24 protein-coding genes and 2 pseudogenes are annotated in these 24,160 nt (G+C 74.2%); 10 read left to right on the top strand and 16 right to left on the bottom strand.

All coding sequences use genetic code 11. The annotated features are described in order from the left end of the window. Positions 1-5: 5 nt before the first annotated feature. The 7 genes and pseudogenes from OG286_RS32190 to OG286_RS32160 all read right to left on the bottom strand — a co-directional run bounded on the left by OG286_RS32190 (position 6) and on the right by OG286_RS32160 (position 8,311). The gene (locus OG286_RS32190) at positions 6-1,148 is read right to left on the bottom strand and encodes a sulfite oxidase (protein WP_396323839.1); all 1,143 of its coding nucleotides are present in this window, start codon (positions 1,146-1,148) and stop codon (positions 6-8) included. Between the two features lie 173 nt (positions 1,149-1,321). Continuing rightward, on the bottom strand, positions 1,322-3,631 hold the full coding sequence (locus OG286_RS32185) for a BTAD domain-containing putative transcriptional regulator (RefSeq protein ID WP_405359125.1): 2,310 nt from the start codon (positions 3,629-3,631) through the stop codon (positions 1,322-1,324). Positions 3,632-3,885: 254 nt separating this feature from the next. After that, the gene (locus OG286_RS32180; RefSeq protein ID WP_405359127.1) at positions 3,886-4,626 is read right to left on the bottom strand and encodes a Mut7-C RNAse domain-containing protein; all 741 of its coding nucleotides are present in this window, start codon (positions 4,624-4,626) and stop codon (positions 3,886-3,888) included. 129 nt (positions 4,627-4,755) lie between these two features. Then, positions 4,756-4,872: pseudogene (locus tag OG286_RS32175) on the bottom strand (AraC family transcriptional regulator); the annotation flags it as partial. A gap of 144 nt (positions 4,873-5,016) precedes the next feature. Continuing rightward, positions 5,017-5,553, bottom strand: coding sequence for a SixA phosphatase family protein (locus OG286_RS32170; protein ID WP_405365950.1), 537 nt, complete (start codon positions 5,551-5,553; stop codon positions 5,017-5,019). A gap of 106 nt (positions 5,554-5,659) precedes the next feature. Beyond that, a complete protein-coding gene (locus OG286_RS32165) occupies positions 5,660-7,903 on the bottom strand; it encodes a heavy metal translocating P-type ATPase (RefSeq protein WP_405365949.1) in 2,244 nt (747 codons plus the stop codon). Between the two features lie 132 nt (positions 7,904-8,035). Beyond that, positions 8,036-8,311 (bottom strand): heavy-metal-associated domain-containing protein, encoded by a 276-nt coding sequence (locus tag OG286_RS32160; protein ID WP_405359133.1) that lies wholly within the window; start codon positions 8,309-8,311, stop codon positions 8,036-8,038. A gap of 197 nt (positions 8,312-8,508) precedes the next feature. Between OG286_RS32160 and OG286_RS32155 the strand changes: the two genes are divergently transcribed. Continuing rightward, positions 8,509-9,417, top strand: a complete 909-nt coding sequence (locus OG286_RS32155) for a hypothetical protein (RefSeq protein WP_405359135.1) — start codon at positions 8,509-8,511, stop codon at positions 9,415-9,417. Between the two features lie 81 nt (positions 9,418-9,498). On the opposite strand, the pseudogene OG286_RS32150 reads toward OG286_RS32155, so the two are convergent. Then, a pseudogene (locus OG286_RS32150) lies at positions 9,499-9,931 on the bottom strand (aminoglycoside phosphotransferase family protein); the annotation flags it as partial. Between the two features lie 71 nt (positions 9,932-10,002). Continuing rightward, complete coding sequence (locus OG286_RS32145) at positions 10,003-10,866, bottom strand: LysR family substrate-binding domain-containing protein (protein ID WP_396326126.1); 864 nt, start codon at positions 10,864-10,866, stop codon at positions 10,003-10,005. A gap of 57 nt (positions 10,867-10,923) precedes the next feature. Here OG286_RS32145 and OG286_RS32140 point away from each other — a divergent pair, with 57 nt between their 5' ends. The 4 genes from OG286_RS32140 (at position 10,924) to OG286_RS32125 (ending at position 13,081) form a co-directional block, all read left to right on the top strand. Then, complete coding sequence (locus OG286_RS32140; RefSeq protein ID WP_396326127.1) at positions 10,924-11,364, top strand: DUF5997 family protein; 441 nt, start codon at positions 10,924-10,926, stop codon at positions 11,362-11,364. Positions 11,365-11,887: 523 nt separating this feature from the next. Further along, entirely contained in the window at positions 11,888-12,013 is a 126-nt protein-coding gene (locus tag OG286_RS32135; protein ID WP_405359137.1) for a hypothetical protein, read from the top strand. A gap of 158 nt (positions 12,014-12,171) precedes the next feature. Next, on the top strand, positions 12,172-12,696 hold the full coding sequence (locus OG286_RS32130) for an Imm50 family immunity protein (protein WP_405366091.1): 525 nt from the start codon (positions 12,172-12,174) through the stop codon (positions 12,694-12,696). Beyond that, the gene (locus OG286_RS32125; protein WP_396326130.1) at positions 12,683-13,081 is read left to right on the top strand and encodes an Imm50 family immunity protein; all 399 of its coding nucleotides are present in this window, start codon (positions 12,683-12,685) and stop codon (positions 13,079-13,081) included. Before OG286_RS32130 ends, OG286_RS32125 begins: the two co-directional genes overlap by 14 nt. A gap of 106 nt (positions 13,082-13,187) precedes the next feature. Here OG286_RS32125 and OG286_RS32120 read toward each other — a convergent pair whose 3' ends face one another. From OG286_RS32120 to OG286_RS32110, 3 genes are all read right to left on the bottom strand, one after another. After that, on the bottom strand, positions 13,188-13,586 hold the full coding sequence (locus tag OG286_RS32120) for a nuclear transport factor 2 family protein (protein WP_396326131.1): 399 nt from the start codon (positions 13,584-13,586) through the stop codon (positions 13,188-13,190). Positions 13,587-13,710: 124 nt separating this feature from the next. Further along, entirely contained in the window at positions 13,711-14,271 is a 561-nt protein-coding gene (locus tag OG286_RS32115) for a GNAT family N-acetyltransferase (protein WP_405359139.1), read from the bottom strand. Between the two features lie 160 nt (positions 14,272-14,431). Continuing rightward, on the bottom strand, positions 14,432-15,157 hold the full coding sequence (locus OG286_RS32110; RefSeq protein WP_396326133.1) for a dienelactone hydrolase family protein: 726 nt from the start codon (positions 15,155-15,157) through the stop codon (positions 14,432-14,434). A gap of 449 nt (positions 15,158-15,606) precedes the next feature. Here OG286_RS32110 and OG286_RS32105 point away from each other — a divergent pair, with 449 nt between their 5' ends. After that, positions 15,607-16,104, top strand: coding sequence for an LGFP repeat-containing protein (locus OG286_RS32105; protein ID WP_396326134.1), 498 nt, complete (start codon positions 15,607-15,609; stop codon positions 16,102-16,104). A gap of 72 nt (positions 16,105-16,176) precedes the next feature. On the opposite strand, the gene OG286_RS32100 is transcribed toward OG286_RS32105, so the two are convergent. Next, positions 16,177-16,371, bottom strand: a complete 195-nt coding sequence (locus OG286_RS32100) for a DUF397 domain-containing protein (RefSeq protein WP_405366090.1) — start codon at positions 16,369-16,371, stop codon at positions 16,177-16,179. 11 nt (positions 16,372-16,382) lie between these two features. Then, a complete protein-coding gene (locus OG286_RS32095) occupies positions 16,383-17,210 on the bottom strand; it encodes a helix-turn-helix domain-containing protein (protein ID WP_405359143.1) in 828 nt (275 codons plus the stop codon). Between the two features lie 144 nt (positions 17,211-17,354). Here OG286_RS32095 and OG286_RS32090 point away from each other — a divergent pair, with 144 nt between their 5' ends. Continuing rightward, positions 17,355-17,591, top strand: a complete 237-nt coding sequence (locus OG286_RS32090) for a hypothetical protein (protein WP_405365948.1) — start codon at positions 17,355-17,357, stop codon at positions 17,589-17,591. Between the two features lie 273 nt (positions 17,592-17,864). Beyond that, positions 17,865-18,353 carry an NUDIX domain-containing protein gene (locus tag OG286_RS32085; RefSeq protein WP_405359147.1) on the top strand — a complete coding sequence of 163 codons (489 nt, stop codon included), beginning with the start codon at positions 17,865-17,867 and terminating at the stop codon, positions 18,351-18,353. 61 nt (positions 18,354-18,414) lie between these two features. On the opposite strand, the gene OG286_RS32080 is transcribed toward OG286_RS32085, so the two are convergent. Together OG286_RS32080 and OG286_RS32075 are read right to left on the bottom strand one after the other, a co-directional pair. After that, positions 18,415-19,233 (bottom strand): class I SAM-dependent methyltransferase, encoded by an 819-nt coding sequence (locus tag OG286_RS32080; RefSeq protein WP_396325552.1) that lies wholly within the window; start codon positions 19,231-19,233, stop codon positions 18,415-18,417. A gap of 238 nt (positions 19,234-19,471) precedes the next feature. Then, positions 19,472-20,350: an S-methyl-5'-thioadenosine phosphorylase gene (locus OG286_RS32075; protein ID WP_405359149.1), complete on the bottom strand. Its 879-nt coding sequence runs from the start codon at positions 20,348-20,350 to the stop codon at positions 19,472-19,474. Between the two features lie 276 nt (positions 20,351-20,626). Between OG286_RS32075 and OG286_RS32070 the strand changes: the two genes are divergently transcribed. Together OG286_RS32070 and OG286_RS32065 are read left to right on the top strand one after the other, a co-directional pair. Beyond that, the gene (locus OG286_RS32070) at positions 20,627-21,418 is read left to right on the top strand and encodes an ABC transporter ATP-binding protein (protein ID WP_405365947.1); all 792 of its coding nucleotides are present in this window, start codon (positions 20,627-20,629) and stop codon (positions 21,416-21,418) included. Then, positions 21,415-24,159: an FtsX-like permease family protein gene (locus tag OG286_RS32065; RefSeq protein ID WP_396325555.1), complete on the top strand. Its 2,745-nt coding sequence runs from the start codon at positions 21,415-21,417 to the stop codon at positions 24,157-24,159. Before OG286_RS32070 ends, OG286_RS32065 begins: the two co-directional genes overlap by 4 nt. Position 24,160 lies beyond the last annotated feature (1 nt).

Genomic DNA, 24,160 nt, shown 5'->3' with positions numbered 1-24,160 from the left:
GGCCCTCAGCCTCCGCCCGGCCCGTCCCCGGGCCGCTCCCGTCCGCCGTCCGGCCCGCCGGCGGTGGCGGCCGTGACCACCACGACCTCCACCCCGGCCACCGGATTGCACCCGTACCCCTGCTCGTTCCACGGCGCCCGCAGCGGCTGGGTGCGTCCCTCGGCATCGGTCGCCCGCACCAGCAGCAGCCGGGGCCCCGGCACCCGCGGCGTCCACCGGTACGTCCACTCCGCCCAGGCGTACGGGCCCCGGGCTGGGGCCAGCTCGGCCGGCCGCCACCCGGCACTGCCGACCCGCACCTCCACCCGGCGCACCGGCACCCCGCCCGACCAGGCCCGCCCGCGCACCGTGCAGGGCAGGCCCAACGGCAGCCGGGCCCCCGGCTCCGGGCCGGTGATCAGCGACTTCACCCGGATCTCCCCGACCGGCCCCTCGGGTGTGCCGCCGCGGACGCCACGCGAGCCCCGGTAGACGTACTCCTCGGCCTGGAACGGGCCGGCGAACGGCCGCGCCACCGCCCGCACCCCGACCAGCCACTTGACGTCCGCCACCCCGTACCGGCCGGGCACCAGCAGCCGGACGGGCGCGCCGTGGCCGGGGGTGAGCGGGGCGCCGTTCATGTGCGTGGCGAGCAGGGTGTCGGGGTGCAGGGCGAGGCCGGCCGGAAGGCTCCGTTCGAAGGCGGTGCGGCGGCCGTGCAACGCGCCCTCGTCCGCCCCGGTGAACACCAGCTCCACCGCCCCCGGCCGCAGCCCGGCACGCTCCAGCACCGACCTCAGCGGCACCCCGGCGAACCGGGCGCACCCGACCGCCCGCTGCCCCCACGGCAGGCCGGGCGGGCGCGGCTCCATCAGGCTGCGGCCGTTCCCGGCGCACTCCACCACCACGTCCAGCTCGCGCACCGGCAGTGCGCGCAACTCCTCGTATCCGAGGTCGAGTTCGGCGTCCACCAGTCCGCCCACCCGCAACCGCCAGCCGGCCCGGCGCAGGTGCGGCACCCCGAAGTGGTCACGGACGAAGAACGCTCCGGTGGGCGTGAGCGGCTCGGCCAGCGCCGCCGCCGGCGTCTGGGCGTTGTACGGCTCGGCGCTGACTGTCTCGGGCGCCCAGTGCGGGGCGGTCGTCCCGTTGCGGGCTGTCGTCGTCATCCCGGCTCACCACCTGTGTGTTGTCCCTCGTTCCCGTCCAACCACCGCGTCCACCGGCCATGGCGGGCATCGGCCATGGCGGCCAGCCGCTGTGGCGGCCATCGGCCGTGGCGACGCGCCGCCCGCGGGCCGCGACCGAGCGCCCGGGCCGCCACAACGCGCTGCCTCCGCCCTCACCCCGGCTCACCCCCTACCGTCACCCACCCAGCCGGCTGCCCCGCCGCCTGTCCCGACTCCCGCACCCGGGCCAGAGCGCGGCGGGCGCCCAGCGTCTCGAACAGCGCCGCCGCCTCCGCCCGGAGCCGCCGGTCCGCCTCGCCCGTGCCCGCCCCGACGGCCACCGCCGCCGCCTGAGCCTTGGCCCGCGCGGCCCAGTACGGCTGTCGCGCCCGGCCGTACAGCCCGGCCGCCGCCACGTGGTGGGCCCGGGCGCCCTCCGGGTCATCCCGGGCCGAGGTCAGCGAGCCGAGCGCCGACTGCGCCATCGCGCGCCAGGCCGAACTGTCGGACCGGGCCGCCACCCGCCGCGCCGCCTCGGCGTGCTCGGCCGCGCCGTCGGCGTCGCCCAGGGCCGCGAACGCCTCCGCCGCCACCGGGTGGAGCAGCGCCGTGCAGGTCGGGCACTCGCCGTGCCGGGCTGCGGAGGCCGCAGCGGCCAGCGCCGCGCGGACGGCCTCGCCGGGTTCACCGCGCTCGACGGCGTCCAGTGCGGCGGTCGCGTGGAGCCGCCCGACGGTGTGCCGGGCCGACGGGGAAGCGACGGCGACGGCCATGCCCTTTCGCAGGCAGGCCGCCGCTTCGGCGCTGTCGCCGCGCCCGGCCGCGTATTCGGCGAGCCGCTGCCAGGGGAGGGCGCCGCCTCGGCCGCCTAGCTCCTCGTGCAGGTGGGCGCTGCGTTCGAGGCAGCCGGGCACCTCGTCCCAGCGCCCGCGCAGCAGCAACGACTCGCCGAGCAGGCACCAGGCGAAGGCCTCCGCCCGGCGCGCACCGCGGGCGATCGCCAGGTCGACGGTGTGGCGGGCGTACTCCTCGACGCTGTCGCCGAGCCCGTCCCCGTAGAGGTGGTACTGGCTCAGACAGCAGTGGATGTCGAAGATCCGGGCGAGGCGGGCGTCCTCGTCAGCGGCGGCGCCGAACCGGTCGATCTCGCTCCGCAGGACCTCCGGCCAGTCGCCGCGGAGGTGGTGGACGGTGGCGAGAGCCTCGTGGGCGGCGGTCAGGTCGTCGGCGGTGCCGTGGTCCCGGGCGAGGGTCAGGCCGGCCTCGGCCGCTCGCCGGGCCTCCTCGTAACGGCCGGACGCCCGGAGCCAGTCGGCACGGGCGCTGAGCAGCCGGCCGGTCTCGGCAGGGTCGCCGCCGGCCTCGGCGAGCGCGGTCTCGGCGGCGGCCAGGTGCGGTTCGGCTGCGGCTACTCCTGCCAGGTGCGGTTCGGCCGCGGTCGCGGCCTCCCCGGCCAGGTGGGCGGTGGCCGGGGCTTCTCCCGCCAAGAGGGCCATGACCGGCGCTTCTCCGGCCAGGTGGGCGGTGGCTGCCTTGCGGTGCAGCCGGACCGCTCGCAGGCCGGTGCCGTCGGCCGCCCGCCCGGTGAGGACGCCCGGCGAGGCCGGCAGGTCCACCACGCCCGGGTCGAGGGCGGAGCCGTACGCGGCCGCGGCGCCGGCGGTGTCGCCGGCCGCCATCCGCTGGTCCCCGACGTGTTCCCAGAGCTCGCCGGCGAGTTCGGCCCGGACGTCGCCGCCGGTCCGGACCTGTTCGCGGAGCCGCTGGGCGGCGGGCCCCGGCCCCTCGGCGCCGTCCGAGGCGTGGTCCAGCGCGGCCGAAAGCCGGTCGTACTCGTGCAGCGCCTCGTGCCGGCGCCCGGCCAGCGCGTAGACCCGCATCAGCGCCGGCGACGCCTCCTCGTGCAACGGGTCGGCGGCCACCGCGCGGCGCAGTACGGCTGCGGCGCCGTCCAGGTCGGCGCGCGCCTCGCGGAGCGCGCCGAGTTCGACCAGGAGCGCCAGGTACTCGGCGTGCAGGGCCTGTTCGCGTTCGACCGCCCATTCCTCGTACCGGTCCTCGGGCAGCAGGTCCCCGCCGTACCGGGCGACGGCCCGCTCGTACGCGTCGGGGTCGCGGCTTCGGCGGGCGTGCAGCGCGGCCTGCTCGAACTCCTGGACGTCGACCCGCAGCGGTCCGCCGTGCAGGGCGAGGCTCTCGCCCGACTCCAGGTAGCGCCGGCCGGCGGCCGGGTCCGGGTCCGGGTCGAGGGTGTGCCGGGCCTCGTGCACGGCCGTGCGCAGCAGGCCGGCGCCGGCCTCGGGCCGCAGCTCGGGCCAGAGCGCAGCGAGCACCTGCGACCGGTGCAGCCGGTGGCCTGGGGCGAGCGCGAGCAGCTTCACGAGGTTCCGGGGCTTCCGCAGGCGCCAGGCGTCGGCGGCGATCTCGCGCGGGCCGACCCGCACCCGGAAACCGCCGAGGAGGCGGATACGCAGTTCGAGCATGCGCCGGACGCCTTCCGTACGGACACTACGAACCTACGTCGGCGGCGGCCCACCGGCGAGTCCGGGAAGCCCACGAGACCCGCGGGAACGCGCCACCCACGCGGCAGCCCCCGCGCGGCAGCCCCCGCGGTGCCCTCGCAGCACACTCCGCGCGGCCTACGCCGCACGCCGTGCACGGGGTCCTCGCGCCCTCCACCTCACGCGCCGCGCAGGCCTCAGGCCATCCCCCTCACGCCACGCGCACACCCTCCCCCTCACGCCCCGGAGAGCGCCTGGCCGCCGAACTCGCGGACGGCGTCGGCCACGATGGCGTCCAGGCTGGCGTGGTGGGCACCCCGCCAGTAGGCCTGGCCGCACTCGGTGCACTGGGCGAACGCGTCGTAGGAGCGCTCGGTGCCGTCCCGGAGCTGGTCCTGCACGGACGTCTTATTGACGCTGCGCAGCGTCCCGTTGCATGTGGTGCACCGGCTCCAGGGGGCGAGCGGCGGCGCGAACCGGGACAGGACGTCCCGCAGCTGTTCCGCGGGCCGGTGGCTGTAGACGTAGGCGCCGGCCCAGAGTTCGCGGCGCCGCAGCAGGCCTCGGTCGCGCGAGAGCATGACGCGCTGCTCGGCGGCCGAGCGGGCGGCGAGCGCGGCGTCGCCGATGTCCGGGTTCTCGTAGGCGGCGTCGATGCCCAGCAGCCGCAACCGGCGCGTGAGCGTCCCGAGGTGGACGTCGAGCAGGAACCGGACCGGGGCGGGCGAAGGCTGCGGCCGGGGTACGGCCTCGACGGAGATCCGCTCCCCGTCGGCGGGGACGTGTGCGACGCCCACCGGCCGCCCGTCCGCGACCAGCGCGCCGACCTCGGTGAGCGGGACGCCGAGCGACTCCACCACATGCCCGAGCGTCGAGGCCCCGTCCACACGCAGCGCCGTGGGCGCCCCCCGCCGCGCCGAGGCGACGAAGACGTGCAGCTCGGGCGCGAAACTGAGCCAGATCTCCGGTCTCTCCACCTGGCCAGCATGCCAGCGGCCGGCCGATGGCGGCCAGCGTTTTTCCCCGTCCCGGTGCTGTCGGCCACCCACGGCCACCCACTTCCGCCCGCGCCGCGAAGGCACGCCGGTAGTCGGTCGGTGTCACTGCGCGGTCGCCCGGCGCCCGTCCGGGATGCCGGCGGCGGCGAGCGCGAACGCGCCGGTGCAGAGCGACACCATGCGCGCCCCCGCCAGCCCCGCCCGCCGCAGCTCCGCCACCAGCGCCGCCCGTCTCTTCCCCGACGCCCCCACCGAGGCCGGCGACCTCACCCACGCCCCGGAAACCCTCCTCCGGTGCGCCGGCCGAAGCCCCCTACCAGGCCGGCCCCGACTCCCCACCGGCAACATCACCACGTCACATCCCCACCGTCAGGCGTGGGGCGCCCAGAGGGCGACGAGCCGGGCGGCGCCGTGTTCGAGGCCCTTCCACGAACCGGTGAGAGTGAGCACCGCGAGGGCGGAGGCCGGGAACCCGGAGCGGTTCATCCGGGGCAGCAGGTCCGCCTCGGCCTCGCCGGCGAGGGCGTCGGCGAGGGCGTGGACGCCGGGGTTGTGGCCGACCAGCAGCAGGTCGGCCACCTCGTCGGACGTCTCGTTGAGCACAGCGATCAGTTCCCCGAGGCTCGCCTCGTAGAGCCGGTCCTCGAAGACGGTCCTGGGCCGCTGGGGCAGCTCGGGGACGATCAGCTTCCAGGTCTCCCGCGTGCGCGCCGAGGTGGAGACGAGCGCGAGGTCCGGCACGATGCCCGTACCGGCGAGCCACCGGCCTGCGACGGGAGCGTCCTTGCGGCCCCGCGCGGCCAGCGGGCGCTCCTGGTCGTCGGCGTCGCTCCACTCGGCCTTGGCGTGCCGGACCACGACGATCCTGCGGGTCGGTTCGCTGCTCACGACGGTCTCCTCCTCCATGCGGGACGTCGGTACCCGGCCGACGCTGGGCACCCATCGACCGAGCCTCGGACATGACAATCCGCCCCTCACTCGAAGGAGTGAGGGGTGGACGGCGGACGGGGAGTCAGCGGAAGGTGCGCAGGCGCAGGCTGTTGCCGACCACGAAGACCGAGGAGAAGGCCATGGCGGCGCCGGCGATCATCGGGTTGAGCAGGCCCGCGGCGGCCAGCGGCAGGGCGGCGACGTTGTAGCCGAAGGCCCAGAAGAGGTTGCCCTTGATGGTGGCCAGGGTCCGGCGGGAGAGCCGGATGGCGTCGGCGGCGGCGAGCAGGTCTCCGCGGACGAGGGTGAGGTCGCCGGCCTCGATGGCGGCGTCGGTGCCGGTGCCCATGGCCAGGCCCAGGTCGGCCTGGGCGAGGGCGGCCGCGTCGTTGACGCCGTCGCCGACCATGGCCACGACCCGGCCCTCGGCCTGGAGGCGCCGCACGGTGGCGACCTTGTCCTGGGGCAGCACCTCGGCGATCACGTCCTCCGGCCTGATGCCGACCTCGGCCGCCACCGCCCGGGCCACGGCGGCGTTGTCGCCGGTGAGCAGCATCGGGGTCAGCCCGAGGGCGCGCAGCCGGGCGATGGCCTCGGCACTGGTGGGCTTGACGGCGTCGGCGACCTCCAGGACGGCGCGCGCTTCGCCGTCCCAGCCGACGGCGACGGCGGTGCGGCCGGCGGCCTCGGCCGTGCGCTTGGCCTCGGCGAGCCGCGCCGGCAGGTACTGCGACCAGTCGGCGAGCAGCTGCTCCCGGCCGACCAGGACGGCGTGCCCGTCCACCACACCCTGGACGCCGAGGCCGGGGACGTTCTCGAAGCCCTCCACGCCGGGCAGTTCGCCCGTCCGGTCGGCGGCGGCCGTGGCGACGGCGCGGGCGATCGGGTGCTCGGAGGCGTGCTCCAGGGCCCCGGCCAGGCGCAGCGCCTCGGACTCGGTGATGCCCTCGGCGGTGTGGACGGCGAGCAGGGTCATCCGGCCGGTGGTGACGGTGCCGGTCTTGTCCAGGACGACGGTGTCCACCCGCCGGGTCGACTCCAGCACCTCCGGGCCCTTGATCAGGATGCCGAGCTGGGCGCCGCGCCCGGTGCCGACCAGCAGGGCGGTCGGGGTGGCCAGGCCGAGCGCGCACGGGCAGGCGATGATCAGCACGGCGACGGCGGCGGTGAAGGCGGCGCTCCAGCCCTCGCCGGTGCCGAGCCAGTAGCCGAGGGTGGCGAGGGCCAGGGTGATGACGATCGGGACGAAGACGGCGGAGATCCGGTCGGCGAGCCGCTGGGCCGCCGCCTTGCCGTTCTGCGCGTCCTCCACCAGCTTGGCCATCCGGGCGAGTTGGGTGTCTGCGCCGACGCGGGTGGCGCGGACCACGAGCCGGCCGCCGGCGTTGACGGTGGCACCGGTGACGGCGTCGCCCACGGCGACCTCGACCGGCACGGACTCGCCGGTCAGCATCGAGGCGTCCACGGCGGAGGCGCCCTGTTCGACCACGCCGTCGGTGGCGATCTTCTCGCCCGGGCGGACCACGAACAGCTCACCGGCGGCGAGTTCACCGGTCGGGATGCGGACCTCGGCGCCGCCGCGCAGCACGGTGACGTCCTTGGCGCCGAGTTGGAGCAGCGCCTTCAGGGCGGCGCCGGCGGTGCGCTTGGACCGCGCCTCGAAGTAGCGGCCGGCCAGGATGAACGCGGTGACGCCGGCCGCGGCCTCCAGGTAGATGTTGGACGAGCCGTCGCTGCGGGCGATGGTGAACTCGAAGCCGTGCCGCATGCCGGGCATGCCGGCGTGACCGAGGAACAGCGCCCAGAGCGACCAGAGGAACGCGGCGCCGGTGCCGAGCGAGACCAGGGTGTCCATGGTCGCGGCGCCGTGCCGGGCGTTGGTCCAGGCGGCGCGGTGGAACGGCCAGGCGGCGTAGGTGACGACGGGCGCGGCGAGGGTGAGCGAGAGCCACTGCCAGTTGTCGAACTGCAGCGCCGGCACCATGGCCATCGCGACGACGGGGACGGCGAGGGCGAGCGCGGTGATCAACCGCTGCCGCAGCGTTGCGAGTTCGTCCGGCTCCTCAGGGACGTCGCCGGAGGGTCCGGCGACCGCGGGCTTCGGCAGGGCGGCGGTGTAGCCGGTGGCCTCGACGGTGGCGATCAGGTCGGCGACCTCGACGCCGTCCGCGACGACGACCCTGGCCTTCTCCGTGGCGTAGTTGACGGTGGCCTCGACGCCGTCCATGCGGTTGAGCTTCTTCTCGATCCGGGCGGCGCACGAGGCACAGGTCATGCCGCCGATCCGGAGTTCCACCTCGGTGGAGGCGGGTGCCTGGGTGGTCATCTGGGCTCCTCGTGGGTCGTGGATCAGGGTGGGCCGGGGCCGGGTCGGGCCCGGGTCCGGGGTCCGGATACCCCCAGGGGGGTTGCGCGGGGGTCCGGGCCCCGGCTGCCGGGGCGGATCGAACAGCAGCCGTCAGGCGCGGCCGGTCAGCTCGTAGCCCGCGTCGTCGATGGCGGCGCGCAGGGCCTCTTCGTCCGGCTCGGCCTCGGCGGAGACGGTGACCAGGCCGGCCGTGACGTCCACACGCACGGCGGTGACGCCGGCCAGGGCGGAGACCGCCTTGCCGACGGCCTGCTCGCAGTGGCCGCAGGTCATCCCGGCGACCGCGTAGACGGTGGTGACGGCGGCGGGCGCCGTCTCGATGGTGGCGGTGGTGGAGCAGGTGCCGTCGGTGGAGCAGCAGGACATGGGTTCCTCCGGTGGATTCGGCCTTGGATACCCGGCGGGGGTATTGATCGGTGCGTGCTTCGTTTATACCTATGGGGGGTATCTAGCGCAACCCCTCCCCGATCGTCGAAGCTCCTTGACTTCATACCCCCAAGGGGTATCTACTCCAGATCTCGGAGCCCCGCCCGAGGATCCGGTCACCACCGAAGGAGCACGCCATGAACACCGCGCTGAAGATCGCCGCCTTCGCCACCGGCCTCACCACCGCGTTCGGCGCCGCGTACGGGGTCGGCCACGCCACCGGCACAGGCCCGCGCCCGACCGCCTCCACCACCGCCGCCGGCGCGCATGCGGGCCACACCCCGGAGGCGCCGAACGCCGCCGAGCACCTGCCCGGCGGGCTCCAGGTCTCGGAACGCGGCTACACGCTCAGCGTCGACGACCCGTTCGTCACCGCCGGCGCCACCCCCACCGACCTGCGGTTCCGCATCCTCGGAGCGGACGGCCACCCGGTCACCGACTACCGCCCGGCGCACGAGAAGGAGCTGCACCTGATCGTCGCCCCGCGCGACCTCACGAGTTTCCAGCACCTGCACCCGACCCGGGCCGCCGACGGCACCTGGAGCGCGGCGGCCGCCCTCCCCACCGCAGGCGAGTACCGGGTCTTCGCCGACTTCACCCCGGCCGGCGCGGCCGAGGGGCTCACCCTCGGCGCCGACCTCCACGCGGCCGGCGACCTGCGCCCCGCACCCCTGCCGGAGACCGGCCGCAGTGTCACCGTCGACGGCTACACCGTCACCCTCGGCGGCGACCTCAACCCCGGCCGGCCCGCCCGGCTCACCCTCACCGTCACCCGGGACGGTCGCCCCGTCACCGACCTCCAGCCCTACCTCGGCTCCTACGGCCACCTGGTCGCACTGCGCGCCGGCGACCTCGCCTACCTCCACGTCCACCCGGAGAGCACGACGCCCGGGCCGGAGGTCGCCTTCACCGCGACCACGCCCAGCCCGGGCGCCTACCGCCTCTTCCTCGACTTCCGGCACGGGGACGCCGTCCGCACCGCGGCCTTCACCGTCACCACCCCGGGTGGCGACGCGCCCACCGAGGCCGACGCCCACCGGCACTGAGCGACCACCGGCACTGAGCGACCACCGGCACCGAGCGACCGCAGCGCCTCACGCGCCTCAGCCTCACGCGCCTCACGCTCCTCAGCCGTAGCGCTTCAGCATCTCCTCGACGTAGTCCTCCAGCCGCTCGGCCAGCAGTGCGGGGGTCAGGTCCGCGCGGCCGAGCTCACGCCAGCTCACGCCGACCTTCTCCGCGTCCGGTGCGAAGGCCAGGGCGTCGAGCAGGCGCCAGTACAGGTGGTCGGACGGGTCCTCGGCCAAGGCACCGCCGGACGCCAGGTAGCGGTCGGCGAACCCCATCCCGACCGGCACCCCGTACAGCAGGGCCAGCGCGGTGGAGCCGTGCGCGACGTCCAGGTCGGCGGGGCCCTGAGGTCTCCGCTCAGTCCACCACGCCGGTGATCCTCAGCCCGCCCGCGTCACGGCCGCCCTCGCCGCTCCCACCGCCCTCGGCGCCACCTCCGCCGTCGCCGCCACCGAAGAGCACGTTGCCCGGGTGGTAGTCCCGGTGCAGGACTCAGGACGGACCGGGCTCAGGACGGACCAGGCTCAGGACGGACCAGGCTCGCGATGACCGGGAACCGCCTACCGCCCCGGGCGGCCCCGGCGGGCGCCGCCGGACTTTCCGCCCGGTGCCTTTCCGGTGCCCGGCCTGCCGGTGCCCGACCGGCCGCCGGCGGACTTCCCGCCCGCCGCCTTGCCACCCGTCGCCCGGCCGCCCGCTGCCTTGCCACCCGCCGGCTTCGCACCCGTCGACTTGCCGCCGGCCGGCTTGCCCGAGCCGCCGCGCGGGCGCCCGGCCGCCGGGGCGGGCTTCTCCTCGGGCTGCGCCGCGCCGGCCCGGCCACGCGAACTGTTGACCGTCCGGCCGCGGACGATGCCGATGAACTCCTCCACCAGGTCGGTCGTCCTGTCCTGCAGCCAGGAGAGCACCACCTGCGACTGGGGCGCGTCCGGCACCGGGCGGTAGGTGAGGTCCCGGCGGTGGTGCAGCCGGGCGAGCGACTGCGGCACGAGCAGGACGCCCACGTTCGCCGCGACCAGCTCGATCGCGTCCCCCGTCGTCGCCGGGCGCTCGATCGCGGGCCGCCCGGGGAGGGTCTGCCAGCCGAGGGAGTCGTCCATCGGGTGGAAGACCACCTCGTCGGCCAGGTCCGCGAGCGGCACCTCCTCGGCCGCCGCCAGCCAGTGGTCCTTCGGGAAGACGACCACGGTGGTCTCGGTGTAGAGGGGGATCGCGCTGAGGCTGTCCCGGTCGACCGGGAGGCGGACCAGCCCGGCGTCCGCACCACCGACCAGCAGCGTCGGCTCGCCCTCCTCCACCGGCACCGCGACCAGGGTGAGCGGGACGTCGGGCAGCCGCTGCTCCCAGACGCGCACCCACTTACCGGGCGTCACGCCGGGAACATACACCAGCCGGAACGAGGGGTTCGCCTGCATCTCTGTCACGCAGCAAGGCTACCGACCGTGATCGGGGCCGCCACTCACTCGCTTACCCTAGTGACCATGACATCGCTCAAGCCGAAGACCACCCAGACCATGAAGCCGGCCACGGCGGCCAAGAAACTGGGCATCTACCTCGACGCCGCCCCCGCCGACTTCCAGGAGGGCGTGGTCTCCCGCGAGGAGCTGAACGCCCTGCAGGCCGAGCCGCCGCAGTGGCTCCAGGACCTGCGCCGCAACGGCCCGCACCCGCGCCCGGTCGTTGCTGCCAAGCTCGGCATCTCCGTCTCCGGCCTGGCCCGCGGCGGGGTCACCGAGGCCCTCACCACCGAGCAGATCGACGCACTCAAGGAGTCCAACCCCACCTGGCTGGAGCGCGAGCGCACCGTCCAGGCCGAGGTCCGCAAGGAGGCCGTGCGGATCAAGGAGAAGCAGGAGAAGGACCAGCAGAAGGAGCAGCAGAAGCAGGCGGCCCCGCAGGCCAAGCCCGCCAAGAAGCGCTGACACAACCCGGCGGCACCGGCACCGCCCCGGGGCGCTGACACCGCCCGGAGGCACCGACACCACCCGGAGACGCTGGCACCACCGGAAACCTGCCGGCGCCGCCAGGGGCTCCGGAGCCGACGGCCGGGGCGGCGGCGCGCACGTCCGCAGGGGGATCCGCCTGACCGGGGGAAAGGCGCCGGCCTGCCCGGCCTCGGGGCTCAGCTGGGCGCCGCGCCCGCCGGGCACCACGACGCGGCCGGAGCTCCCGGGGCTGCGACGTCCCCGCCGGCGGCGACCGCGGCCGCACCCCTCCGGATGCCGGCGGGCGCGGCGGACCTGCCGGCCACCCCGGCCCGCCTCTCCCCCGAGACTCCGAGGCCCCGCAGCCCCGCAGCCCCGACCATTCCACCCGGTCCACCCCGTCTCCACGCCTCGGCTGCTCTGGCGCCGGGCTCGTACCGACGGACGGGGTGCCGGCGCACCGGGCGCCGGTGTCGAGGGACTCCCGCCCGGCCCAGGGGCCGGCGTTCAGGTTGTAGCTGTGCTCCAGGCCTCGGTCACCTTGTTCTCCGGGCTGTGGACCAACCCCGGGCTGCCGGTGACGTGGTACGACGGGTCCGGCGTCGTCCAGTCCGTCCGTGTTCCACGCGCCGCCGTCGGCGCGTAGGCGCTGTAGGCGTGCGCGAGGACTCCGTCGGCGCCGACGGCGAAGGTCTCCTGACCTGATCCCTCCGGACGGACCGGCTCGGCAGGCGGGCCGCCCCAGGGCCGCCCGTCGCGGCGCTACGGTGTGCCAGGACCGCCCCGGAGGAGAGGAGCACGACCATCACGACCCCGAGCTGGGACGAGCTGCTGCTGCACAACCGGGACACGCTGGCCGGCCTGTACACCGAGGTGCCGCCCCTGGAGGACGTGGTCCTCCGGTCGGTGCACTTCAACGTCTACGGCCCGACGCTCGTCTGCCGCCTCGAACTCCCCCGCTTCCCCGACCTGGCGCCGGACGACTGGCGGGCGGCGGGCTGCGACCGGTTCGAGCTCCAGCTCCACTTCGTCCTCGGCCCGCAGGAGGACCTCCGGATGCAGGGCATGCCGAGCGGCCGCACCGTGACCGTCCGGCATGAGCGGTCGGGCGGACTCGGGCAGCGGTTGCTGCGGGTCTCGATCGACGGGGAGGGCTGCGCCATCCGCTTCAGCTGTTACGAGGAACTCCAGGCCGCGCACCTCAACGCCTACAACTCCTCGGACGGCGACGCCTCCAGCGCACCACGCCGGTTCGCCGGCCGCGTCGACCAGCGCCTGTACGAGACCCTGCCCCCGCCGACCAGGATGCCCTTCTATGACTCCCTCTGACCCCGACTGGTCGGCCGCGCTGCTCAACCCGGAGGACGTTCGCGCGGTGCTGGGCACGCCGCCACCGCCCCTGACGGACTACGCGCTGACCACCGTGCACCTCGACGAGCGCGAGGCCTCCGCCACCCTGCGCTTCTTCGCCTTCGGCGTCCCCGCGGGAGCGGCGGCGGCCTGGGAGGAGGCCGGGCACAACGCCGTCACGTTCTCCCTGCTCTGCACCGGCGTGCGGAACCTCGTGGTGGACGGCTGGAGCACGGATCCGCTCACCGGCATCGCCCTCACCGCCGATTCCGTCGAACTGTCCGGCAGTGGCAAGCGGATGACGTTCGACGCCGCCACGATCACCGCCACCGCGCCCACCGGCTCCCGCGCCGGTGGCTTCTGAGCAGACGCCCCCGAGCCAACGGCCCCGAGCCGGCGGGGTCACGGTTGCCGGTACGCGTGGCCCCCGACCGGACGTCCGCCCGGGGGCCGTGCCGCGTCATCGCCGGTCAGGGCCGGTCGGACCAGGAGAAGGCGACGATCCGCCAGCCCTCGGCGGTACGGACGAACTGGAAGACCTTCGTCCCGCTGCCCTCGTAGGGCTGGCCGTTCATCATCCCGGACTTGCTGTACTCGCCGACCCGCGACGCGACGTCGCCGACGATCTCGGTCCGCTCGGACGTCTCCCACTCGGAGAACTCGACCAACCGGCCGTCGCTCAGCAGCTTTTCGCGCGGCTCGACGAACTCGTCCACGGTGTAGACGGTGAGGGCCGGCCCGGTGTTGACGATCACTCCCCCCGGAATCAGCAGCCGGCGGAGCCGGGCCACATCGGCGGGCTTGCCGCCCCGGTTGTCGAATGCGCCGAAGAACTCGGCGGTCAGCGCGTCAATCTCGACCTTGGACATGATCCGACAGTAACACTGCAATGGCACGGCAGGACCGGAGTTGCCGCACCTGCCCGACCACCTCGACGGTCACCGCGCACCCACGAGCCCGCCCGGCACCGTGAACCGGCCGGAGAATCGGCCGTCAGAGGGCTCCAGAGGCTCCAGTGCCTTCCGCCGCGCGCCGGAGGGTGATCCAGTACCGCTGCACCGGGCCGAACCTGGTGTCCCGGATGTCCTCGAAGACACCGCCATGGTGCGTGATCGTCCTCGCCGAGGCCGTGTTGTCGACCGCGCAGCCGAGCAGTATCCGGTCCATGCCCAACTGCCGCGCCTCGTCCAGCATCCGGCCCAGCGCCCAGGTGGCGAGCCCACGCCGACGCGCGGACGGGCGGATGCCGTAACCGATGTGCCCGTACAACGGGACATAGCCCTCGGGCCCGTGCCGCAGCGCGATCCCGCCGAGCACCCGGTCGCCCTCGACGATCCACCGGTAGGTGCAGCCCTTCCCGCCGTGCTCGGCGCGCTTCGCCGGATCCGACGCGTCGGCCAGCCGCGCCACCCAGGCCGCGAACCCGGCCGGCGAGCCGGTCTCGTCGGCCGGCAACAGCCCGAACCCGTCCTCGTGGATCCCCGGCCCCCACTCGTCGTGCGCTTCGAGCCAGGCGGACTGCAGGCGGACGGTGGGCGCGATCAGTTCAGGCATACGGCGACGATACCGACCCGGTCGGCCACGATCCACGGCCGCCGACCTGTTGAACAACTTGCCAGTCTTGAACGCTTGTTGACGGAGTGCAACCAGAGACGATCCGGGACGCCGATGCCGCCCGGGGCTACGACAAGCTCCCACGCCTGGAGCGGCCGGATCACTCCGTCACGGGCAGGCACTCGGCGAGCAGGCCTACGATGTCGCGCCAGGCTCGCTCCGCATGCCGCGGGTGGTAGCCGACGCCGGGGACCACGTGGTGGTCGACCGGCGGGTGGTGGAAGGCATGCAAGGCGCCGCCGTAGACCACGAGGCGCCAGTCGACGCCCGCGGCCTGCATCTCGGCGGCGAACGCGTCCCGTTGCGCGGGCGGCATGATCGGGTCTTCCGACCCGACGCCGGCCCACACCGGGCAGCGAATGCGCGCCGCCTCGCCCGGTCGGCCCGTGGTCAACGCGTTGACCGTCCCGATCGCGCGCAGGTTGACGCCATCGCGCCCGAGTTCAAGCCCGACAGCGCCCCCGGTGCCGTAGCCGACGGCGGCGATCCGGTCCGGGTCGGTCCGCGGTTCGGCGCGCAACACGTCGAGCGCCGCATGGCCGATGCCCCGCATCCGGTCGGGGTCGGCGAGCAGTGGCATGCAACGGGCCAGCATCTCCCCGGGGTCACCCAAATAGCGCCCGCCGTGAAGGTCGAAGGCCAGCGCTACGTATCCCAGCTCGGCGAGCGCATCGGCGCGGCGGCGCTCGACGTCGCTGAGCCCCATGCCCTCGGGCCCGACCAGGACCGCGGGCCGGCGACCGACACCGGCCGGGAGCGCGAGGTGCCCGATCATCGTCAGGCCGTCGGCAGGGTACTCGACCGTGCGCGTAGCAATTGTCGCCATGGGACTGAACCGTAGTGGTCGTCGAGCCCGGTCGAGCCGGTGTTCACCGCCGGCAGAACAGCGCGCGTGCGCCTGTGAATTGCGGCGCCGGCTCCCACCAGGCCACACCCGATTACGAGGGCACTGCACCCCCGGGTTCGCGTTGAAGATCCTTCGGTTTCCGCGAACTCGCGGAGGTCCAGGGGCCCGGCCGAGGTGCCCGAAGAGCCCACCTTGAGACGATCACGGCCAGGGGTACGCCGGCCCGTGGCGCCGCTCGGCCCCGGGCCGGGTTTCACGACGAGCACAGAGCAACGGCCCCGCCAGTCCGCGATCATCTCACTATCGGTTTTTACGGCTTTGGCCTGAATTGCCGTACCCGCCCTCGGCGGTCTTGTAAGGACCACGCAGCCGCAATGACAATTGCACACCGATCGTGAGCAGCCCCTGCAAACGGAAGGTGGGACGTGATGTACCTCGGTGCAGCCCTCCAACGAAGGATTCGAGGCCGGATCGGCTCAGGACTTGGGGTCCTGACCCTGCTGGCGAGCCTGATCGTCGTCGCGGCCGCGTCGCCCGCGCAGGCCGGCGACACCTACTGCGGCAACGGGAAGAACGTTGTCGGTGACATCGAGAAGAGGTACATCGAGATGAACGGCCCCGACGGGCCGCTCGGGTGTCCTCTCACGGACGAGCTGGTCAACCCCGACGGGTTCGGCCGACGAACGCAGTTCCAGAACGGCACGATCTACTGGTCCCCGCGCAGTGGCGCCTGGCCGGTCTGGGGAGCCATCGGCGGCGCCTGGTGCGACCTCGGGTGCGAACGGGGATGGCCCGGCTACCCCACCTCCTACGAGGTCAAGGCGGGAGACCAGATCCACCAGAACTTCCAGTGCGCGGTGATCTACTTCCAAGCCGTTGGCGGCGGGGCGTCGAAGACCTGGACCAGCGAGAACCTCTGCCTCTGACGCTCCGCACAGGCCACCAGTGACACATCAGCCCGACCGGGGTTCCGGTCGGGCACTGATGTGCAGGCAGGGTCAGATCGCGCCGAAGTCGCCGGCCCGGACGCCGGTGACGAATGACTGCCAGGCGTCGGCGGGGAAGACGAGTGCAGGGCCCTCGGGGTCCTTGGAGTCGCGGACGGGGATCAAACCCGGAAAGTCAGGCGAGATCTCGACACAGTTCCCCCCGTTGCCGCTGTGTCGCGACTTCACCCACCGGGCGCCGGTCATGTTGATGGGCGTCATTCAAGGTCCTTCCGAACAGCGCGGATCATGGCGAGTGAGGCCACCGTGGACAGCGACTCCACCTGCAGCTGATCGTAGTCCTCCTCCCAAGCCGTGATCGGAGCGCGCCCGCGTTCCAGGTACCCCCGCAGCTGGGACTCGGCGTATCCCACAACCGATCGATCCGGCAGGGTGAGCAAGACCACCGGCAGCATGAACGGCCGTTGCTCAGCAAGCTCGAACGGCGCTACCTGAACCGTGATGTTGGACCGGTCGGCCAGCGACTCAAGATGGTCGAACTGGGCTCGCATCACAGCGCGGCCACCAATCGGCCGCAGGAGACAGCTCTGATCCAATACGGCGTGGATCGTCGGCGGCGCCTTCTGTTCCAGTAGCTGCTGGCGCTGGACGAGGAACGCCACTCGTTCATCGGCCTGGTCCTGGCTGATGCTGCCACGACGGACGCTTGCGGCTTCAAGTGCTGCGGCATAGGCAGGAGTTTGAAAGAGTCCGGGGATCACTCCCAGCTCGAACGTGCGCAGCCGCCGGCATCGCGCCTCAGCCTCCGCGAACTCGGCGAAGCCCTCAAGCAGGCTGGCACGCGAGTAGCGACGCCAGAGCTCATAGAAGGTGCCACCGGTTCCGAACACTTCGTCAGCCCTAACCGCGAAGTTATGAGTTACGGGCTTCTTCGCTCGTTCGACGTACGAGACCATGGCATTCGAGAAGCCCATGCGCCGCCCCAGCTCGGTTTGCGACCATCTCATGGCCCGCCGTGACCTGCGAAGTTCTGCCCCGAAACGAACCAGCGGCGATGATGCAAGGTCAGATTCACTGCTCTGCATGGGCGTTGCCACCTATAACCAGACGAAACAGTCAAGGGTTAGACACTGGCCATCGTAAGCCCAATCAGGTCAGCATGGCTACACCCGGTAAGAGATCGGGGACCCAGAGCTACCACTGGAGCCGACATGCCCAGCTGCCCCCGCATGCCTGCCTACAGGCCCGAGGTCGGGGAAGTCGTCCGCGACCTCGCCCACCGCGCAGCCACCGGCCACCCCACCGAAGGCGTCTACATGGACACCCTCGGCGGCCTCGCCTACCTGCGCCCCGCCGCCGGCGGCTGCGAGTGGACCACCAAGCCCGAGCACCTCCAGCGGCTCGACCACCCCCGCCACCTCACCGTCCAGCACCCCAGCAGGCCCCGCGCGCACGACGCCGCATGAGCCCGACCCCCGGACTCCTCGCGGCCGTCACCGCCGTGCCGCCGTCAGCGCAGGCGCAGCCGTCCTCGCCTGTTGGCCGATCCGCGACGGGCCCTGCGGGCCGCGCCTGCTCATCGTCGCTCTGCTGCTCGTGACCGGCATCGTCGCCGGCCTTCCGGCCTGCTCCCCCTGGCTCCCGGCGGCGACCGAACCCGACCGAGCCACCCCCAACTCCCGCCCGGTTCACGAACCGGGCGTGCCCCTCACCACCAACTCGACCCCAAGGAGCCCGACTTGCTGTACCCACTCCCCGAGATCCTCACCAACCCGCCCCGCCGCCGGCTCGGCCACCAGGCGCTCGTCCTCAACTCGGACGGCGCCGTCCTCCTCCTCGAAACCACCCACAAGAACGGCCACACCCTCCCCGGCGGCAACGCCGAACGCGACGAACTCCCCCACCTAGCCGCCCGCCGCCACACCGAGACCCAGACCGGCCTCGTCCTCCCCCTCCGCACCCTCCTCGCCACCGACTACACCGACACCCGACTCCTCCCCGAAGCCGTCCACTTCGTCTACTGGGGCGGCCGCCTCACCCGCGCCCAGGAGACGACCGTCACGCGCCACCTCCCACCCCCGCACGTCACCGGCCTGCACTGGGTCCCCGAAGCCCGGCTCCCCGACGTCATGGCCACCCACCAGCACCGCCGCACCACCCAGGCCCTCACCGCCCTCGCCCGCGGCGCCCACCTCCCCTTCCTCCTCCGCGGAATCCCCGCCGAGTAGCCCCGCCGACCCAGCCCCGCCGAGTAGACAGGTCGGACAACCTCGCCGGGCAGCCCCCGGCTCACCGCGCCCGGGCGAGGAAGAGGTCGCTGAGGAGGTCCATGGCGATGCTCCCGCCGTGGGCGTCCAGGACCCGCGCGGTGTCGGCGAGGACGTGCTCGCGCCGGTCGGGGGGAAGGAGGCGGTAGCGCGAGAGCGAGGCCAGGTAGCCCAGGTAGCGGGCGGTGTCGTAGTGCTGCTCCTGCCGGTACCGGATGCTGCGCAGGTCGGTGAAGCGGCCGTCGCGGCGGCACTCGTCGTCAGGCCAGCCGGGCAGCCCGGCCCAGTTCCCGGCTGCCTCGCCGTAGGCCGAGGTCAGGTCCTTGTGCGGGGAGTCGGTGATCCCGTGACGGTGGTCGACCTCGGCCAGGGCGGCGTGCAGCTCCGGATCACGGATCCCCTGCGGGTTCCAGAACAGTGCCACCGCGCCGCCGGGCACGAGGGCCTCGTGGGCGAGGTCCCACCGCCGCTGCGGGTCCACCCAGTGCCAGGACATCGCGGCGAGGAGCAGCCCGAAGCCGCGGCCGTCCGGCTGCCACTCCTCGAAGCTGCCGGCGTGGACCCGAACGCCCGGATACGGCTCGGTGTTTCGTCGGAGCACGTCCGCCATCCGCGGGTCGGGCTCGATGCAGACGAGCGGTGTGCCCAGCGCGGCGAACGGCAGCGTGGCCTTTCCGGTCCCGGCGCCGACCTCCACCGCCGCCCGGTCGCCCAGGGCCGCGTACGCGAGCACCTCCGCGACCAGCGCGTCGGCGTAGCCCGGGCGGGCGGCGTCGTAGAGCTCCGCCACCTCGCCGAACACCCGGCTTCGCGCCGCGTCGACGTGTCCCTGTTCGGTCATGCGCACCCCCTCCGGTTCCCCGGTGACTTCACCGACGACGTCCTCGACGCCGTCCCCGACGGCTCCCCGACCGACGGGCGGTCACCCTATCGACGATGCGGCAGCGGTGTCCGTCGACGGGGCAGCAGTACCGGTGGAACCGGGCCCGAACGGCAGGGTGCCGGCCGCCACCGCCGGGCTCGTCCCGCTGCTCGCAGGTGGGCGATGGCGGCCGGTCCCCGTGGCCGCCGAGCGGGCGTCAGACGCCGGGCAGGCCTGTCGTGAGGCCGTCCAGGGTGCGCGAGCAGACGCAGTCCCGGGTGACGGGCAGGCTCTCCAGGGCCTTGAACAGCACGGTGCGCAGCCGGTCGACGTTGCGCGCGAAGACCTCCAGCACCTCGGCGTGGGTGACGCCCTCGCCGCTCTCCACGCCCGCGTCGAGGTCGGTGACCAGGGCCATCGAGGTGTAGCAGAGGCCGAGTTCGCGGGCGAGGACGGCCTCCGGGTGGCCGGTCATGCCGACCACCGACCAGCCGTTGGCGGTGAACCAGCGGGACTCGGCGCGGGTGGAGAAGCGCGGGCCCTCGATCACCACCAGGGTGCCGCCGTCGACCGGCTCCCAGCCGGCGTCGCGGGCCGCGGCCGCGGCGGTGTGCCGGCCGGCCGGGCAGTACGGGTCGGCCATCGAGACGTGGACGACCTCGGGCACCTCGCCGCCCGGCAGCGGGAGGCCGTCGTAGAAGGTCTGGGTCCGGCCCGAGGTGCGGTCCACGAACTGGTCCGGGACGAGCAGGGTGCCGGGGCCGTACTCGGGGCGCAGGCCGCCGACCGCGCACGGCCCGATCACCTGCCGGACGCCGAGGGCGTGCAGCGCCCAGAGGTTGGCGCGGTAGTTGATCCGGTGCGGGGGGATCCGGTGGCCGCGGCCGTGCCGGGGCAGGAAGGCGACGGTGCGGCCGGCCACCTCGCCGAGGAACAGGGAGTCGCTGGGCGGGCCGTACGGGGTGTCGACGGCGATCTCGGTGACGTCGTCGAGGAGCGCGTACAGGCCGGAGCCGCCGATCACGCCCAGCTCGGCGCGATGGGCCGTGTTGTCCGCCATTCCCGCCATGCCCGCAGCGTCCGCCATACCCGCCATCTCGATGATCCTTTCGTCCGGAGAACTGGCCCCGCCAGCCTAGGCGGGCAGCGGCCACGGGGTGCCGGAACCGTTCCCACCGGTCACGGACGGCGGCCGGACCGGAACCTCTGCCGACATATGTCGGCGGACTGCATATACTTTTCCCTGGCAGGTGCGGTATACATACTGGGTATGCAGGCCGGACCGGGCCGCGGGGAGTCCCTGCCGGTCCGGGAGCCTTCCGTCGCCATGCCGCATCCCGGGCGCCATGCCACTTCCAAAGGGGGAACACCCATGCCTCAGACCAATCCCAGCAGGAGCGCCACCGCACCCGTGCTGCACCTGGACCACGTCACCCGGGTCCACGGCCGGGGCGCGGCCGAGGTGCAGGCGCTGCGCGGGGTCGACCTGGCGGTCCAGCCCGGCGAGTTCGTCGCCGTCATGGGCCCGTCCGGCTCCGGCAAGTCCACCCTGCTGAGCCTCGCCGGCGGGCTGGACACCCCCAGCACCGGCCAGGTCCTGGTCGAGGGCGTCGCCCTCGGCGAGCTCGGCCGCAAGAAGCTCGCCGAGGTCCGCCGCCGCTCGGTCGGCTACGTCTTCCAGGACTACAACCTGATCCCGGCACTCACCGCCGCCGAGAACATCGCCCTGCCTCTCGAACTCGACGGCGCCGCCGGGCGGGCGACGCGCCGCAAGGCCGTCGCCGCGCTGGCGGAGATGGGCATCCCCGAGCTCGCGGACCGCTTCCCGGACGACATGTCCGGCGGCCAGCAGCAGCGCGTCGCCATCGCCCGCGCCCTGATCGGCGACCGCCGCCTCGTCCTCGCCGACGAGCCCACCGGCGCCCTCGACTCCGCCACCGGTGAGGCCGTCCTCGCCGTCCTGCGCGCCCGCTGCGACGCCGGCGCCGCCGCCATGATGGTCACCCACGAACCCCGCCACGCCGCCTGGGCCGACCGCGTCGTCTTCCTCAGCGACGGCCGGATCGTGGACGAGAGCATCGGCCAGGACGCCGACTCCCTGCTGCGGATCGCCGCCCGCCACGGCCGCGCGCACCAGGCCGACGGGATCGGGGCCGTCCGATGAAGCTCCGCTCCCTCAAGGTCACGCTGCGGATCGCCCGCCGTGACGCCCTGCGCGCCAAGGGCCGCAGCGCCCTCGTCGTCGCCATGGTCGCCCTGCCCGTCCTCGGTGTCGCCGGCGCCGACGTCGTCTACCGCAGCGGGCAGCTCACCACGTCCGAACGGACCGAGCGGCTGCTCGGCGGGGCCGACGCGTACGTCACCGCCTACGCGCCCGGCAGCACCGTGCACCAGCTCCCCTTCGCCGAGGACGGGGCCTACGCCGTCGCTCCCCGGGACGGACAGGCCCCGACGCCGGAACAGGCCCGCGGCGCCACCTCCATCCCGGCCGACCTGCTGAAGGAGCTGCTGCCCGGCTCCACCCTGCTGCCGGCCGGCCCCGGCCCCACCGCGAGCGCCGCCTCCAGGGAGGGCCTGCTCCAGACCGACACCGCCGAGGCCGACCTCGCCGACCCGGCCTGGAAGGGCAGGATCACCCTGGTCGAGGGCCGGGCGCCGAAGGGTCCGCACGAGGCCGCCGTCACCCGGGCATTCCTCGACGAGTCCGGGCTCGGCCTCGGCTCCACCACCACCCTCAAGGGGCTGGAGAAGACGCCGTTCACCGTGACCGGCGTGGTCGAGCGCCCCGGTGACCTCGACAAGGTCGAGTTCGTCGGCCGCCCCGGCGAGGTCCTCGCGCCGCTCGCCGCCCTGGCCCCCGCCGCCAAGGCCCCGATCGGTGGGTCCGAGCAGGCCGCCGACAAGGCGTCCTGGCTGGTGAAGCTGCCCTCCGGCAAGCCGCTCGACTGGGCCGGCGTGCAGCAGCTCAACCAGTACGGCTTCACCGCCACCTCGCGCACCGTCGCGCTCCACCCGCCGGCCGAAGCTCAGGTGTCGTACCGCGCCCAGAAGGTCAGCCTGAGCGACTCCACGCGCAAGAACACCGCCGTCGTGGTCGCCACCGTCGCCGGCATGGCCCTGCTCGAAGTCGCCCTGCTCGCCGGGCCCGCCTTCGCCGTCGGCGCCCGCCGCTCCCGCCGGCAGCTGGCCCTGCTCGCCGCCGGCGGCGGCGACCGCGGGCACGTCGCGGCCGTCGTCCTCGGCGGCGGCCTGGTGCTCGGCGTGGCCGGGGCCGCGGCCGGGGTGCTGCTCGGCACGGGTCTGGTCGCCGCGCTCCGGCCGTGGATCGAGGAGACCGCCGGCAGCCGGTTCGGCCACTTCGGCCTGCAGGCCTCCGACCTGGCGGCGATCGGCGCCGTCGGCCTCGTCACCGCGCTGCTCGCCGCCGCGCTGCCCGCTCTCCAGGCCGCCCGGCAGAGCGTCACCGCCGGGCTCAACGACCGCGACACCGTCAAGCCGCCGAACCGCCGGACCACCGCCCTCGGCATCGTCCTCTTCGTCGCCGGCGCGGCCACCGCCCTGCTCGCGGTGGGCACCAACGACGGCACCGGCCGCGGCATCGCCGTCTTCGCCGGCCTCGACAAGATGACCCTGATGGTGCTGGCCGGCTCCGCCGCCGCCGAACTCGGCCTGCTCGCCCTCACCCCGCTGCTGATCGCGCTCTGCGGCCGGATCGCCCGTCATCTGCCGCTCAGCGGGCGGCTCGCCCTGCGCGACTCCGCCCGCCACCGCGGGCGCACCGCCCCGGCCATCGCCGCCGTCATGGCCGCCGTCGCCGGCTCGGTCGCCGTCGGCCTCTACACCGCCAGCACCGAGGCGCGGGACCGTGAGGCCTACCGGCCGCACACCCCGGTCAACGCCGTCACGCTCGCCGTCCCCGCGGGCGACCCGCAGCTCCCCCGGCTGCGGTCGGCCGTCGAACGGGACATGCCCGGTCTCGGCGAACGCGCCGACCTCTCCCAGGCGTTCTACTCCTGGTGCCAGGGCTGCTCCAGCGCGGTCACCCTCAAGGACAGTGGTGGCGGCTTCGGGCGGAACTCCCTCGTCGTCGGCGACGCGGCCGTCCTGCACAACGCCTTCGACCTCCGCGACCCGGCCGCCGACCAGGCGCTCGCCGCGGGCAAGGCCGTCGTCTTCAACGCCTCCCGGATCCACGACGGCAAGGTGGTGCTCCAGCTCACCGGCGGGTTCACCAGCGCCCCGCAGCCGGGCACCAACCCCGGGCAGGACATCAAGGAGATCGCCGTCGACGCCATCCTGGTCGACAACCCCGCCGCCGACCGCTACGGCGCCGCCGTCATCGGCGCCAAGGCGATCGAGAGCCTCGGTCAGGGCGTCAGCGTCCGGCCCGTCGGCGCGGCCTGGCTGCCCGCCACCGTCCCCGACCGCCGGGCGCAGCAGCGCGCCGTGGCGACCGCCGACCGGCTCGTGCCGATGGCCCAGCTCGAGGTGGAACGCGGCTTCCAGGCCAAGGACGACCTGCCGACCCTCGCCCTCACCGGCTTCGCCGCGCTGGTCGTCCTCGGCGCCGCCTGCATCGCCACCGGCCTCGCGGCCGCCGACTCCCGGCGCGACCAGGCCACCCTGGCCGCCGTCGGCGCACCGCCGGGCATCCGCCGCCGGCTCTCCGGCGTCCAGTGCGCGGTGATCGCCGTGCTGGGCGCGGTGCTCGGCACCGTCAACGGGTTCGTGCCGGCGCTCGCCCTGCTGAAGACCCGGGACATCGACTACCCGGGCGTGACCAACCCGGTCGTCGTGCCCTGGGGCGAGATCGCCCTCACCGCGCTGGTCGTCCCGCTCCTCGCGGGCCTGCTCGCCGGCCTCTTCACCCGCTCCCGCACCCCGCTCACCCGCCGCCTCGGCTGAG

Source organism: Kitasatospora sp. NBC_00039 (genome assembly GCF_045160625.1).
Classification (GTDB): Bacteria; Actinomycetota; Actinomycetes; order Streptomycetales; family Streptomycetaceae; genus Kitasatospora.
Note: the sequence above shows the minus strand (reverse complement) of the source record. Positions and strands in the feature narration are given on the sequence as shown.